Source organism: Microbulbifer sp. CnH-101-G, assembly GCF_052466775.1.
This window is the reverse complement of sequence record NZ_CP174292.1, coordinates 4,128,535-4,141,755: the sequence shown is the minus strand read 5'-3', so window position 1 is coordinate 4,141,755 and position 13,221 is coordinate 4,128,535. Positions and strand designations below refer to the sequence as shown.

15 protein-coding genes are annotated in these 13,221 nt (G+C 55.8%); 7 read left to right on the top strand and 8 right to left on the bottom strand.

What is annotated here, in order from left to right; translation table 11 throughout:
* Nucleotides 1–50: 50 nt before the first annotated feature.
* A complete protein-coding gene (locus ACJJID_RS18440) occupies nt 51–755 on the bottom strand; it encodes a YggS family pyridoxal phosphate-dependent enzyme (RefSeq protein ID WP_444920721.1) in 705 nt (234 codons plus the stop codon).
* Between the two features lie 69 nt (nt 756–824).
* Here ACJJID_RS18440 and ACJJID_RS18435 point away from each other — a divergent pair, with 69 nt between their 5' ends.
* Complete coding sequence (locus ACJJID_RS18435) at nt 825–1,859, top strand: type IV pilus twitching motility protein PilT (protein ID WP_252084158.1); 1,035 nt, start codon at nt 825–827, stop codon at nt 1,857–1,859.
* Between the two features lie 47 nt (nt 1,860–1,906).
* Nucleotides 1,907–3,058, top strand: a complete 1,152-nt coding sequence (locus ACJJID_RS18430; RefSeq protein WP_152450611.1) for a PilT/PilU family type 4a pilus ATPase — start codon at nt 1,907–1,909, stop codon at nt 3,056–3,058.
* 100 nt (nt 3,059–3,158) lie between these two features.
* Here the strand turns inward: ACJJID_RS18430 and ACJJID_RS18425 are convergent, their stop codons facing one another.
* Both ACJJID_RS18425 and ACJJID_RS18420 read right to left on the bottom strand, forming a co-directional pair.
* Nucleotides 3,159–3,899: a LytR/AlgR family response regulator transcription factor gene (locus tag ACJJID_RS18425; protein ID WP_444920720.1), complete on the bottom strand. Its 741-nt coding sequence runs from the start codon at nt 3,897–3,899 to the stop codon at nt 3,159–3,161.
* A complete protein-coding gene (locus ACJJID_RS18420) occupies nt 3,896–5,053 on the bottom strand; it encodes a sensor histidine kinase (RefSeq protein WP_444920719.1) in 1,158 nt (385 codons plus the stop codon). The genes ACJJID_RS18425 and ACJJID_RS18420 overlap by 4 nt, the downstream gene beginning before the upstream one ends.
* 89 nt (nt 5,054–5,142) lie before the next feature.
* Between ACJJID_RS18420 and argH the strand changes: the two genes are divergently transcribed.
* Nucleotides 5,143–6,561: an argininosuccinate lyase gene (gene argH / locus ACJJID_RS18415; RefSeq protein WP_444920718.1), complete on the top strand. Its 1,419-nt coding sequence runs from the start codon at nt 5,143–5,145 to the stop codon at nt 6,559–6,561.
* An 80-nt stretch (nt 6,562–6,641) separates the two neighbouring features.
* Here argH and cyaY read toward each other — a convergent pair whose 3' ends face one another.
* Nucleotides 6,642–6,965: an iron donor protein CyaY gene (gene cyaY / locus ACJJID_RS18410; protein ID WP_444920717.1), complete on the bottom strand. Its 324-nt coding sequence runs from the start codon at nt 6,963–6,965 to the stop codon at nt 6,642–6,644.
* 105 nt (nt 6,966–7,070) lie between these two features.
* Between cyaY and lptM the strand changes: the two genes are divergently transcribed.
* From lptM to ACJJID_RS18390, 4 genes are all read left to right on the top strand, one after another.
* Complete coding sequence (gene lptM / locus ACJJID_RS18405; RefSeq protein ID WP_444920716.1) at nt 7,071–7,391, top strand: LPS translocon maturation chaperone LptM; 321 nt, start codon at nt 7,071–7,073, stop codon at nt 7,389–7,391.
* The gene (gene lysA, locus ACJJID_RS18400) at nt 7,388–8,641 is read left to right on the top strand and encodes a diaminopimelate decarboxylase (protein WP_444920715.1); all 1,254 of its coding nucleotides are present in this window, start codon (nt 7,388–7,390) and stop codon (nt 8,639–8,641) included. Before lptM ends, lysA begins: the two co-directional genes overlap by 4 nt.
* 124 nt (nt 8,642–8,765) lie before the next feature.
* Nucleotides 8,766–9,596 (top strand): diaminopimelate epimerase, encoded by an 831-nt coding sequence (dapF, locus tag ACJJID_RS18395; RefSeq protein ID WP_444920714.1) that lies wholly within the window; start codon nt 8,766–8,768, stop codon nt 9,594–9,596.
* 78 nt (nt 9,597–9,674) lie between these two features.
* Nucleotides 9,675–10,415, top strand: coding sequence for a DUF484 family protein (locus ACJJID_RS18390; protein ID WP_444920713.1), 741 nt, complete (start codon nt 9,675–9,677; stop codon nt 10,413–10,415).
* A 106-nt stretch (nt 10,416–10,521) separates the two neighbouring features.
* Here ACJJID_RS18390 and ACJJID_RS18385 read toward each other — a convergent pair whose 3' ends face one another.
* The 4 genes from ACJJID_RS18385 to ACJJID_RS18370 form a co-directional block, all read right to left on the bottom strand.
* Nucleotides 10,522–10,746, bottom strand: a complete 225-nt coding sequence (locus ACJJID_RS18385) for a hypothetical protein (protein WP_152450596.1) — start codon at nt 10,744–10,746, stop codon at nt 10,522–10,524.
* 371 nt (nt 10,747–11,117) lie between these two features.
* Entirely contained in the window at nt 11,118–11,456 is a 339-nt protein-coding gene (locus tag ACJJID_RS18380; protein WP_444920712.1) for a P-II family nitrogen regulator, read from the bottom strand.
* Between the two features lie 87 nt (nt 11,457–11,543).
* Nucleotides 11,544–12,803, bottom strand: coding sequence for an ammonium transporter (locus tag ACJJID_RS18375; protein WP_444920711.1), 1,260 nt, complete (start codon nt 12,801–12,803; stop codon nt 11,544–11,546).
* Between the two features lie 55 nt (nt 12,804–12,858).
* Nucleotides 12,859–13,197 (bottom strand): P-II family nitrogen regulator, encoded by a 339-nt coding sequence (locus tag ACJJID_RS18370; protein WP_152450590.1) that lies wholly within the window; start codon nt 13,195–13,197, stop codon nt 12,859–12,861.
* Nucleotides 13,198–13,221 lie beyond the last annotated feature (24 nt).

Sequence of the window (13,221 nt, the reverse complement as noted above, 5' to 3'; positions counted from 1 at the left end):
AACATAGCCCCAGAACTTCGGGCAAGCACTCGGGTAAAAAATAGGATCTTTCACTCAGAGTAATTGCGTGCGCCAAAAATATCTGTGCCGATGCGCACAATGGTCGCACCGCAGGCAATCGCCGCTTCCATATCGGCAGACATCCCCATAGAAAGTGTATCCAGCGCCTCATCGGGAAATAACTCTTGCAGAGACTGCAGCAAGCGCGCCATCTCAGCAAAAGGCTCGTACTGCTCCAGTGCGTTCTGGCGAGCCGCAGGAATCGCCATCAAACCGCGCAGGCGTAGCCCGGGCAATTGCACCACTTCCCGCGCCAGTGTCTCCAAATCCTGTGGGGCTATGCCAGACTTGCTCTGCTCATTATCGATATTGACCTGCAGGCAAATATTGAGGGGAGCCAAGTTAGCCGGTCGATGGGATGAAAGACGCTGGGCGATCTTGAGGCGATCCACCGTGTGCATCCAATCAAAGCGCTCGGCTACTGCGCGAGACTTATTCGACTGCAAGGGCCCGATAAAATGCCAGTGGATATCCAGATCTTGTAAGGCATCCTGTTTTTCCAGGGCTTCCTGCAAATAGTTTTCGCCAAAGTGACGCTGACCAGCCACATAAGCGATGCGCAAATCCTCCGCCGGGCGGGTTTTGGAAACCGCCAGCAGGGTGATTTCTGCAGGATCGCGATCGCAGTTGTTGCAGCAGGTCACAATCCGCTCACCTACTGCATTCAGGTTTTCGACGATTGTCGCTTTGCGCATATACTGAGGCCCTTACCGAAATGAGTGGCGATTTTACCTGAGCCCAAACAAGAACCATAAGGTAGCAGTATGGATATCACTGAACTCCTCGCCTTCAGCGCCAAACAAAACGCTTCGGATTTGCACCTCTCTGCAGGCCTACCGCCGATGATCCGTGTGGATGGCGATGTGCGCCGTATCAACCTGCCGGCCATGGAACACAAGCAGGTACACGGGCTGATCTACGAGATCATGAACGACAAGCAACGCAAGGACTACGAAGAATTTCTCGAGACCGACTTCTCTTTCGAAGTGCCCGGTGTAGCCCGCTTTCGTGTGAATGCCTTTAACCACAACCGCGGTGCCGGTGCGGTATTCCGGACCATTCCCTCCAAGGTTTTAACCATGGAAGACCTGGGCATGGGCCAGGTGTTCAAACAGATCTCCGATACTCCGCGCGGCCTGGTCTTGGTCACAGGGCCCACCGGCTCAGGTAAGTCCACCACCCTCGCCGCGATGATGGACTATATCAACGACAACAAGTACGAGCATATCCTCACCATTGAGGACCCCATCGAATTCGTGCACGAATCCAAAAAATGCCTGGTGAACCAGCGCGAAGTGCATAGAGATACCCACGGCTTCGCGGAAGCATTGCGCTCGGCCCTGCGTGAAGACCCGGATATCATTCTGGTGGGTGAGATGCGTGACCTGGAAACTATTCGCCTGGCATTGACCGCAGCGGAAACCGGCCACTTGGTCTTCGGCACCCTGCACACCACCTCTGCCGCCAAGACTATCGACCGGGTGGTGGATGTGTTCCCGGCGCAGGAAAAAGCCATGGTGCGCTCAATGCTATCGGAATCCCTGCAGGCGGTAATCTCGCAGACACTGCTGAAGAAAAACGGCGGTGGCCGTGTCGCCGCCCACGAAATCATGCGCGGCACCCCGGCAATCCGCAACCTGATCCGCGAAGACAAAATCGCGCAGATGTACTCCGCCATCCAGACCGGTGCCAGCGTCGGTATGCAGACCATGGACCAGTGCCTGGAAGACCTGGTGGCTCGCCGTATCGTCAGCCGCGAAGTCGCGCGGGAAAAAGCCAAGATGCCGGAAAACTTCTAAGCATTACCGGCCCTTCTTCAGTCAAAAAATAATACGCGGTAACAATCATGGATATAGAAAGACTCCTACAGCTGGTGGTAGAGAAAGGTGCATCGGATCTGTTTATCACCGCCGGCGTACCGCCTTCCATCAAACTGCACGGCCGCGTGGTGCCTTGCAGTAGCAGTGCCCTCACCCCGGAAAAAGCGCGCGAGCTGGTGGTGGGCACCATGAATGAAAAGCAGCGTCGTGAGTTCGCCGAAAAAAAGGAATTGAACTTCGCCATCGCAGTGCGCAACGTGGGCCGTTTCCGGGTGTCGGCTTTCTTCCAGCGCAACTTGGTGGGTATGGTGCTGCGACGCATCGAAACAAAAATCCCCACTATTGACGGCCTCGGCCTGCCGGATGTACTCAAAGATCTGGCCATGACCAAGCGCGGGCTGATCATTTTTGTGGGCGCCACCGGTACCGGTAAGTCCACCTCCCTGGCCTCGATGATCGGCCACCGCAATGAGAACACCAAGGGCCATATCATCACCATTGAGGACCCGATCGAATTTATCCACCAGCATCGCGGCTGTATTGTGACCCAGCGCGAAGTGGGCTTGGATACTGACTCGTTCGAAATCGCCCTGAAGAACACCCTGCGTCAGGCGCCGGATGTCATTCTGATTGGTGAGGTGCGCTCTCGCGAGACGATGGAACACGCTATCGCCTTCGCCGAGACCGGTCACCTGTGCCTGTGTACACTGCACGCCAACAATGCCAACCAGGCCCTCGACCGGATCATTCACTTCTTCCCGGCAGACCGTCACCAACAGCTGTTTATGGATCTATCCCTGAACCTTAAGGCCATGGTCGCCCAACAGTTGGTGCCCACACCGGATGGCGATGGCCGCCGCGCCTGTCTGGAAATTATGATCAACACGCCGCTGATGTCAGACCTGGTGCGCAAAGGCCAGGTGCATAAGATGAAGGAGTTGATGAAACGTTCCGGCGAACAGGGCATGCAGACCTTCGACCAGGCCCTGTACGAACTCTACGATCGCGGCGAAATTACTTACGAGGACGCCCTCGCCCACGCCGACTCCGCCAACGACTTGCGCCTGATGATCAAGCTCAAATCGGAATCCGATGCAGAGTATTTGAACAGCGCCGCCGGTGAGTTGAGTTTGCAAAATGACTCTGAATACGGCGATGGTGGACCGCAGCTTTACTAACCCTTAATCCCCCAGATTTATGCAATTAATACTGTAAGAAAAAAAAGCGGGCATTTTGCCCGCTTTTTTTCGTTATTTTCTCCAGGGAAAAGATAAATACTCAACATATCTCGGTAATCCGCGATTTAACCGAAGACAGCATACGCCGGCTTACCAGTGGTGCCTGCGTTACCCCCTCTAGCTCCACCCGATAATTCGCTCCATCTCTGCGTAGGCCTGTAATAAACGCTACCGCCACCAATGCACTGCGATGTACTCGCACAAAGCGATCACCAAATTCGCTTTCCAACTCTTTTAATGACTCATCAAGGATCGTCTCACCACCAGGGTGATGGGCCACGACATATTTGCTGTCGGCAACCAAACAGCGAATGCTGTCCACTTCCAGCAGCTCCACCCCCATACGGCTCACCGCTTTGATGCGGCTGCGGCCACGATCCTTCTCATCACCACTAACAAGCTTTTGTTGGGGTTTATTAAGGCGCTGCACCTTTGCCAGCGCTTGGCGCAGCTGCTCCACGCTGACAGGCTTGAGCAGATAACCCACTGCGGCGGTAGCGAAGGCCGGCAGGGCGAACTCATCGTGAGCGGTACAAAAAATTATCGCTGGTGGGCACTCGCGGGTGGAAAGTTGCTGGGCCAATTCCAAGCCGCTGCCGCCGGGCATTTCTATGTCGAGCAATACCAGATCCGGGTCCAGTATCTGCACCTGTATCAGTGCGGAATCAATATCCGCTGCCTCACCTACCGGAATGCAGTTTTCGATTGTAGACAACTGTCGCTGCAGGCGCGCGCGGGCCAGGGGTTCATCATCGACGATCAAAACTCGCAACTGGGTCACTCCATCACCTCAGTGTCTCTACTGGAATTTAAGGCGGCTTTTGTTTCCCGCTGGACCATCCCTAGGGGAAATAAGGGTAGTTGTAGGTTTGCCCTGTAGTGGCCATTCACCCGACCGGCGGTAAACCTGAAGCGATCACCGTAATACGCCGCAAGACGCTGGCGAATATTCTCCACCGCCATACCGTTGCTTTCCCTGGTGGAACGCACAGTTTCCGCCGGAAGTGGGTTTTCAATATCAATACGCAATGCGCCGTCTTCGGTTTTTACGGCCACTTTAATTGTGCCGCCCTCACGCAGCTGAGCCACACCATGCAGAACAGCATTTTCAAGTAATGGCTGCAACAACATACTGGGTACCTGTATATCCTCCAGAGCACCCTGTTGCTGCCATTGCTGCTGCAAACGCTCGCCCAGGCGCAGGGCCTCAATCTCCAGGTAGCGTTGGGACAATTGTATTTCCTGCGACAGCGGCACCAGCTTTGGGTCGGCCAGGCTGGCCCGAAACAACACGCACAAATCTTCCACCAGACGCTCAGCGCGGTCCGGGTCTACCGCGATCAGGCTGGCCAGGCTATTCATGCTGTTAAACAAAAAATGCGGCCGTATGCGCGACTGCAACGCCTCAATACGCGCACCCAGCTCCGCCTGTTGCTGGTTGTACAGCTGCTGCTGTAAATAGGCGTAGCGCAATACCACCCCGGCGCAGATAGCCCCCAGCAGGCAGTCGCTGGCCAGGCCCCACCAGTCGAAATCTGCCTGCAGCAATTGAGCACGCACATAGCGCTGAATCCCCATTACCAACCCAAGCACGCCCAACACCGCAATAAAGCTGATAGCGCCGGCATGTTTGTGGGGTAATTTGGCTAGATAGGGGCGCAGTCGGCAAAGCACGGCGGCGCAGGGCAATATCACCCACTGAATCACCAGGGACACCAAGCCAAGACGCTGCCAACTGAAGTCGCGCAGTCCGTCCAAGGCGAGCACCAGTACCAGCGCCAGTAGTTCCCCCATCAATACCAGTGCGGCCAGAGCAGTGACACTGCACAAATCCGGCAGGAAAGGCACCTGCCCAGCAAGCGCAGAATCCTTGTTATTGGTGTCAGTTTTTCGAATTTTCTGCGATATAATGCCCGACGGCCTGGGAAATGACATGCAGTTGTTATTCTTGATTGTCCCTATATTCAAAGCGCACGATACCACCAAGCTCCCCGGCCTTTCACCTCACTGCAGCCAGGAAAACCATGAGCAACGACAAACCCGACTCCGCCACTAATCCCGCCGCCAAACTCTGGGGCGGCCGTTTCAGCGAAGCCACCGACGCCTTCGTAGAGCGATTCACTGCCTCTGTCACCTTCGATCAGCGCATGGCGCTGGAAGATATCCAGGGTTCTCTCGCTCATGCACAGATGCTATCCGAGGTGGGAGTATTGAGCGGTGATGAGTATCACCAGATTGCCGATGGCCTGAAAGAGATCGCTGCGGAGATTGAGACAGGTGACTTTCCCTGGTCGGTGCAGTTGGAAGATGTGCACATGAATATCGAGGCGCGCCTGACCGAGCGCATCGGTGCCACCGGTAAAAAACTGCACACTGGCCGCTCCCGCAACGACCAGGTCGCTACCGATATCCGCCTGTGGCTGCGCGGCCGCATCGATTTGATCGGAGCCGAATTAACCCGACTGCAAACCGGATTGGTGGACTTGGCCGAACGCGAAGCCGATACCATTATGCCCGGCTTTACCCACCTGCAGAGCGCGCAACCGGTTACCTTCGGCCACCACCTGCTGGCCTGGAATGCCATGCTCAGCAGGGATTTTGAACGCCTGATGGATTGCCGCAAACGGGTGAATCGCTCGCCCCTGGGTGCCGCGGCCCTGGCTGGCACCAGCTATCCAATCGACCGCGCGCGCACTGCCGAACTGTTGGGCTTCGATGCCCCGACCGAAAACTCCCTGGACTCGGTGAGCGACCGGGATTTCGCCATTGAATTCTGCGCCTTCGCCGCCCTGCTGCTCACCCATTTGTCCCGCGCCAGCGAGGAGCTGGTGCTCTGGACCTCCAGCCAGTTCGACTTTATCGACCTTCCGGACCGTTTCTGCACCGGCTCATCAATTATGCCGCAGAAAAAAAACCCGGATGTTCCCGAACTGGTACGCGGTAAAACCGGCCGTGTGAACGGCCACCTGATTGCACTGCTGACCCTAATGAAGAGCCAACCGCTGGCCTACAACAAAGATAACCAGGAAGATAAAGAGCCTTTATTCGACGCCGCCGATACCGCACTGGACTGCCTGCGTGCCTTTGCAGATATGGTACCCGCACTCAAGGCAAAAAAAGAAAATATGCTGGCGGCAGCCGCTAAGGGTTTCTCCACTGCCACCGACCTGGCGGATTACCTAGTGCGCAAAGGCATTGCCTTCCGCGATGCCCATGAGATCGTCGGCCAGTCGGTTTCCTTTGCCATTGAAGAGGAGAAAGACCTGGCCGAACTGAGCCTGGAGCAGCTACAGCAATTCTCCACGGATATCGGCGAGGATGTCTTTGAAGTGCTGACCCTGGAGGGCTCGGTAGCCGCCCGCAACCATATCGGCGGTACCGCTCCCGATCAGGTTCGCAGCGCCTGTACGCGAGCGCGGGCGCAAATCGAAGAACGCCACTGAGAACGAGTTCCAGCAGGGCAAAGCGCCCGGTTTTTTGCATCCGAGCGCCTGGGGTTCGGCCGATCAGTGAACCGGGATTACTATGGTAATCCCAGGTCGACCGGCTCCCCCTGCTGCTCTGTCAACACGCGATTGAGCAGGGTCGGCAGATTTTCCTCAGTGGTGCTGCACTTCCAGCCGGGCGCGGTAAAAGCCAGGTGGAAACCGCCCGACTTAGCGGCGACCCAAAGCTCCTGATTGGCAGACTGCCGGGAGAGAATTACCTGGCTGCCGTTATCCTCCAATGTGAGGGTGAGCACCGCACCGCTGCGCTCGTAATCGATATCCCAGTCGCAATTGTCTAGGGCATCCTCAATCGCCATCAGAGTGTGCTCAATGGCCGCTTCATATTCCGTTTGGCTCATCTTTTATTACTTCTGTTACCGTCTGCTGTGTTCAATCTATTGGCTCGCTATACTATCAGGCTTTTGCCGAACACCGCTCTAAAGCCCGAGTGCAGGATGTCACCCATGCCGAAAAAAATGCTCCTCCCCCTTTACGCCCTACTGAGTGCGTCCGCACTCTTCAGCGGCTGCGGCCAGAAGGGACCGCTGTACCTGCCCCAGGCGCCGGCCGAACCCGCGCCAGCTATCACCACTGGCCCGCCCACCACTGTGCCTACCAGCAGCACTGCGGTGGAGCCGGATGAGCCTGTACTTGCCCCTGCAGGGGAAGTTGTTGTGCCGGAGGGATATTCCGAACCGGGCGACTATTCGCAACCTGAAGATTACTCTGAGCCGGAAGACTACCCGGAAGAGGGCTACCCAGAGGAGCAAGCACCGCAGAAATGAGTGAGTTCAGTTATCGCCAAGGCAGCCTGTGGGCGGAACAGGTATCACTGGAAGAGGTCGCCGAGCGTTTCGGAACCCCCACCTATGTCTATAGCCGCGCCCACTTCGAGCGCCAATATCGAGCCTATGCCGAGGCACTGGGCGGCCACCCGGGCCTGATCTGCTATGCGGTGAAAGCCAATAGCAACCTGGGTATTCTGTCGCTACTGGCCCAGCTCGGCGCCGGTTTTGATATCGTCTCCGGGGGGGAATTGGAGAGGGTATTGCTGGCAGGAGGAGACCCTTCGCGAATTGTATTTTCCGGTGTGGGCAAAACAGCGGAGGAGATGCGCCGCGGTTTGGAAGTGGGAGTGCACTGCTTCAATATCGAGTCGGAAGCCGAGATGCGTCGTCTCGAGCAGGTGGCAGCGGAATGCGAGGCTGTCGCCCCAATCTCGCTGCGGGTCAACCCGGACGTGGATGCCCAAACCCACCCCTATATTTCCACCGGCCTTAAGGAAAACAAATTCGGCATCGCGATCAATAGTGTCCTGGATGTGTATTTATATGCAGCCCGCTCGCCACACCTGAGAGTGACCGGAGTGGATTGCCATATCGGCTCCCAGCTTACCGAAGTGGCGCCCTTTCTCGATGCCCTCGACCGCCTGTTGGCACTGGTGGACACCCTCGCCTCTGAGGGAATCCAACTGGAACACCTGGACCTGGGCGGCGGCCTCGGGGTCCGCTACCGGGGTGAAGAGCCCCCAGTAGTTGCAGACTATCTGCAAGCGGTTCTGGAGCGTATCGGCGAACGCCAGCTGGGACTGATACTGGAACCGGGCCGTTCAATTGCTGCCAACGGCGGCGTTTTATTAACCCGGGTTGAGTACTTAAAGCACACCGAAGGACACAATTTCGCCATTGTTGATGCCGCCATGAACGACAACCTGCGCCCCGCTCTTTATCAAGCCTGGCAGGACATAGTGCCAGTCACGCCGGGCGACGGTGAGGACACGCTCTGGGATATCGTGGGCCCCGTGTGCGAGACCGGCGATTTCCTCGGCAAAAATCGCTCCCTGGCCCTGCGCGAAGGGCAACTGCTGGCCATGTTGTCTGCAGGCGCCTACGGCTTCACCATGAGTTCCAACTACAATAGCCGCCCACGTGCAGCGGAAGTACTGGTGGATGGGGAGAATAGCTACCTGGTGCGCACGCGGGAAACCTTCGACGACCTGGTTCGGGGTGAGACCCCGGTGCCTGAAAAGGTGTGACGGTTTGTGTCATCCTTCCCCTTAATTACCACCCAAAAGAATACCGGGGCGCCAACAATAGCGGCGTCACCGGCGGCGAGCAGCCCTTGGATGGCCGGCTCAATCAGTCTTATAGAGAAATGGAATGCGCGTTAAATTCAGCAAGATGCATGGACTCGGCAATGATTTTGTGATGCTCGACGGCATCAGCCAGAGACTCAAGTTGTCCCCGGATAAAATTCGCCGAATCGCCGATCGGCGTCTAGGCATCGGCTGCGATCAGGTACTACTGGCAGAGCCGCCACGGGGGCCTGACGCGGACTTTCGTTATCGGATCTTTAATGCCGATGGTAGCGAGGTGGAGAACTGCGGCAATGGTGCGCGCTGCTTCGCCCGCTTCGTGCGCGAGCGCCGCCTGACAGGGAAAAAGCGGCTCACGGTCGAGACCGCTGGGGGGATGCTGCACCTGCGTGTACTCGATAACGACCAGGTCAGTGTCGATATGGGCGCTCCAGTTTTAGAGCCGGAGAAAATACCTTTCAATGCCGATCGTCGCGCGGATAGCTACCCACTGGAAGCTCATGACGAGACCTACACCATCGGCGCCATCTCCATGGGCAACCCACACGCGGTACTACTGGTCGACGATATTCACAGCGCCCCGGTAGAGTCCCTCGGCCCCTCAATCGAGGCACATCCCCGCTTCCCCCAGAAAGTCAACGTGGGCTTCCTGCAAATTGACTCCCGCACCCAGGCGCAGCTACGCGTATTTGAGCGCGGCGTGGGCGAGACTCGTGCCTGTGGCACCGGTGCCTGCGCAGCCATGGTGTATGCCCGACTGCGCAACTTGGTGGATGACCAGGTAGAAATCCGCCTTCCCGGCGGGCCCCTGACGATCCACTGGAGTGGGCCGGGTCAGCCAGTTACTATGACCGGGCCCGCGACTACGGTTTTCCACGGGCAAATCATTATTTAAATAACTTCGCGCGCGGGCGAACCTCTCCTCCAATAGAGCACAGGGTTCACCACGCGTCTGCGCCAATGTGAACAGAATATGATGGAACACAAAGACGCCAATCAAACTTCTGATGAGATTGTCGCCGGCAACCACAGGGAAACCCAGCGCGATGACAAGTTGCTCGCGCGCCAGGTAGCTCGCTACCTAATGCAAAATCCTGAGTTTTTTGTCGAGCGTATGGATCTGCTCGAGACCATCAAACTACCGCGGGAAAACGGCAAGACCGTCTCGCTGATGACACATCACACCAACCTGCTGCGCGAACGCAATATCGAGATGCGCCAGCGCCTCGACCAGTTGCTGCACAATGCCCGCGACAACGACCAGCTGTTTTTTAACAGCCGCCGACTCATCCTCGCCCTGTTGGAAGCACAGACCATCGGTGAGGCCACTGAGGTTCTCTACAGCAGTTTTTCCAACGACTTCGCTGTGGAATTCACCAGCCTGACCCTGTTTGGTCCACTCGCGGTTCCAACCGACAAGCTCGGGGAAGTACGCACCAGCACGCTCTCCAGCGCGGAAACAGCCATTGGCGCCATATTGCGCAATGGCCGGCCGATCTGCGGAATTTTGCGCCCCGGTGAGAAAGAGTATCTATTTGGTGAAAACTGTCAGGAGGTTGCCTCCGCCGCAGTGATCCCACTGGGTAACCAGCTGGGCATGCTGGCAGTTGGATCAACCGATCCACAATACTATCGCTCCAGCCTCGGCACCCTGTTTCTCTCTTACATTGGCGAAGTTCTGGAGCGCCTGTTGCCCAGGTTGCTGAATTCCTGAGTTTGGCCCGCCACTGCTAAGTCGATAAGCAGGAGCCTATAAATATATTTTTTGAAAAGAGATCTTGCCGCCGACCTGATATCAGGGGCGGCAAAGTTGAGAGGCGCTAAATAGGGCGACTACCGTATTTAGGTTGCGGTTTGCGCGGGGGATCGGCGGTGACATCTGGATCAACTTCACTAATTGCCCCACCACTGGCTAAGAATTCCTCGACATCGGAACTCAGCTGGCTTCTGGCGCGTTCACGGGAGGTAATGGAGCGCTCTTCGGCAAATTCTTCGCTTTCCTTATTGCGAGCGTTCTTACCCTGATCTTCATAACCATCTTTCATAGCAAAACCCTGTAACCCTTACTCCTGTTACAGAGGGAGTACCTCTGTGCCGCCCCTTCCCGCGGCGTCAATGGAATTGAAAGCCACCGGGGTGACAATCACCTACCGCATTAAAAGCGGCGATTAATATATAGGCACTGACTAACCACGCTGCCAGCCGCAGGCACCGGAGCCCGTAGAGTTTTTTGTTGGGAGAAAATCGGGGGGATATTGCAGTTTGTTATGGGGATTTAAGCGCCAGGAGTGGAGAAACCCACTCGTTGGAGGCGTTCATGATCAAGTTGAAGAGGGCGGGCAAAAGCTAAAGCCCCTTACGGGGCTTAAAACGCTTGGATATCATTAAACAAAATACCCAAATTAGACGGTAATTGTTATACCGCTTCGATACCGGTTTCGCCGGTACGGATACGTATCACTTCTTCCAATGCGGTAATAAAGATTTTGCCGTCGCCAATTTTTCCGGTTTGTGCCGCCTTGGTGATAGCCTCAACTGCCGCATCGACCATGCTGTCATCGACGGCCAGCTCCAATTTGACCTTAGGCAGAAAGTCCACCACATACTCTGCACCGCGATAGAGTTCGGTATGCCCCTTCTGGCGACCAAAGCCTTTCACTTCCGTCACCGTCATTCCCTGGACGCCGACTTCGGAAAGGGCTGTGCGCACATCGTCCAGTTTGAAGGGCTTCACTACGGCCGTTATTAATTTCATCTTGTGTCTTTCCCCTGGTTTATCTTCTTTGCGGGAACCTCAATCCGGCGATCGCCCCAATTTCGGAGCGACGCCATTATAGAGCGGCTATTTGCTCATAAATTCCGGGTAAGCTTCCATTCCACACTCGGCCAAGTCAACACCCTCCATCTCTTCGTCTTCACTGACGCGGATACCGGTTACCAGCTTGAGCAGATACCAAACCGCCAGGGAGCTTACAAAGACCCAGATGAAGATAGTCAGTGCTCCAACCAGCTGGCCCACCAGGTTGGATTCCTCATTGGTGAGGGGCACCAACAGCAGGCCAAGCAGGCCGACAACACCGTGAACGGAAATAGCGCCGACCGGGTCATCGATTTTGAGTTTATCCAGGGTGATGATGGAGAAGACCACCAGGATACCGGCAAACATACCGAACACAGTCGCCTGCAGCGCGGTTGGCGTGGACGGCTCCGCAGTGATTGCCACCAAGCCCGCCAGGGCACCATTGAGCAGCATCGTGAGATCAGCTTTGCCGAAGAGTAAACGAGCGGTAATCAGTGCGGCGATAGCGCCACCAGCTGCGGCAGTATTGGTATTCACAAACACCATAGCAACTGAGTGCGCACTGGCTGCATCGCCCAGCTTTAATACGGAGCCGCCGTTAAAACCGAACCAGCCCATCCACAGAATAAAGGTACCGAGGGTCGCCAGCGGCAGATTGGCACCGGGAATCGCGTAGACCTGACCGTTGGGGCCGTATTTGCCTTTGCGCGCACCCAGTAATAGCACACCCGCCAAGGCGGCAGCCGCACCGGCCATATGTACAATGCCGGAGCCGGCAAAGTCAGAGAAACCGAGATCCCCCAGGCTATAGAGACCAAAAACTTTTTGGCTACCCCAAGTCCAGGAGCCTTCCAGCGGATAAATAAAGCCGGTCAATACCACCGCAAAAGCGAGGAAGCTCCACAGCTTCATACGCTCGGCCACGGCACCGGACACGATGGACATGGCGGTGGCAACAAACACGACCTGGAAGAAAAAGTCAGAAGCAACCGAATAAACGGAATCGCCCTCAAATCCATTACTGGAGGAATCGGCCAGTACCGTATCGAGGCTAAATGCCTCTATACCAGAAAGCATCCAGCTGCCATCGTACATAATGGCGTATCCGGTAAGCAGATACATGATGCACGCTATCGCAAACAACGCGACATTCTTGGTGAGGATTTCTGTGGTGTTTTTAGAGCGCACCAGGCCGGCTTCCAGCATCGCGAAACCCGCGGCCATCCACATGACCAGTGCGCCCATTACGAGGAAATAAAAAGTATCAATTGCATACTGCAATTGAAATATCTGGTTTTCCATGTTTCTCTCCGTACAAGTCTGGATATTGTTAAAATTATGTTTGGTTGCTATCGATTTAGATGGCATCCCTGCCGGTTTCACCGGTTCTTATCCGCACTACCTGCTCCAGGTTGGCAACAAATATTTTTCCATCGCCGATTTTTCCGCTGTGTGCACTGGTGCCCAGCGTTTCCAACACCTTGTCTAACTGGGAATCCTCTACGGCAATTTGCAGCATAGTTTTCGGCAAAAAATCCACTACATATTCAGCACCCCGATACAATTCGGTATGGCCTTTTTGCCGGCCAAAACCTTTCACTTCTGTAACGGTAACGCCATTCACACCCACTTCTCTGAGGGCATCGCGCACGGCATCCAACTTAAAAGGTTTGATAATTGCGGTAATTAATTTCATGGACTCCCCCCAAAAAAATGCCCG